General features: G+C 68.6%; 1 protein-coding gene. It reads right to left on the bottom strand.

All coding sequences use genetic code 11. The features are described from left to right. Window positions 1–915 carry an IS5 family transposase gene (locus D7044_RS32075; RefSeq protein WP_120691121.1) on the bottom strand — a complete coding sequence of 305 codons (915 nt, stop codon included), beginning with the start codon at window positions 913–915 and terminating at the stop codon, window positions 1–3. Between the last annotated feature and the right edge of the window lie 106 nt (window positions 916–1,021).

Below are 1,021 nucleotides of genomic sequence, written 5' to 3'. Positions count from 1 at the left end.
CTAGGTCCTGTCTCGAAGTGCGTGTAGCCACTCGTTGATGGCGGTGACGTGGATGGTGGCTTCGTAGCGGACGGCCAGCTTGTCGTATCGGGTGGCCAGGCCGCGATGGCGTTTGAGCCGGTTGATGCCGCACTCGACAGCGTGACGCTGCCGGTAGACCTCGGGATCGAAGGCGGGTGGCCTGCCACCAGCGGAACCCTTGGCTCGGCGATGCGCGTCCTGGTCGACCTTGCTCGGGATGCACGCCGTGATCCCACGCCGGCGTAGGTACGCGCGGTTGGCGCGGGAGGTGTAGGCGCGGTCGGCGATGACCAGGTCGGGACGGATACGTGGACGGCCGACACCGAGGCGGGGCACGCGGATGCCGGCCAGCACGGCGGCGAACTGCGGACTGTCGCCGCGGTGCCCGGCGGTCAGCAGCATCGACAGCGGCTTGCCGCCCTGCTCGCATGCCAGGTGCAGCTTCGTCGTCCACCCGCCGCGAGACCGCCCGAGCGCATGGTCGGCTGGCTCTGTGACGACCCCACCGGGCGGCTCGGCTTGCTGATGGGAGCATCGACGTGCGCCGGCGGCGTGCTGGTGGGCCCGAGCGATGGTGGAGTCGACGCTGACATCCCAGGTGATCAGCCCAGCGGCGTCGGCGCGGGCCTGCAATCCGGTAACGATCCGCTGCCAGACCCCGGCCCGCTGCCACCTGCGAAACAGCGCGTAGACCGCCTGCCAGGACCCGTAACACGCTGGCACGTCCCGCCACGGCGCACCGACACGAACCCGCCACCGGACCCCGTCGATGAGCTGCCGTCTACTCCACTGCGACGGTCGACCCGGCCGCTTACCCGCAGGCAGCAGCGGCTCCAACGCCATCCATTGGGCGTCGGTCAGGTCGAACCGCCTCGTCACCGCTATGGTGGCCACGAGGTCTCCGGTATTCAGGTTCTTCTTCGTCGATGAACCCTCTACCGGAGACCTCGCTATCTATCGATCACCGACACGCGCCATCTGACTTCGAGACACGACCTAG

This window comes from Micromonospora musae (genome assembly GCF_003626635.1).
Lineage (GTDB): Bacteria > Actinomycetota > Actinomycetes > Mycobacteriales > Micromonosporaceae > Micromonospora > Micromonospora musae.
The sequence above is the reverse complement of the archived record's forward strand: the minus strand, read 5'-3'. Positions and strand labels throughout refer to the sequence as shown.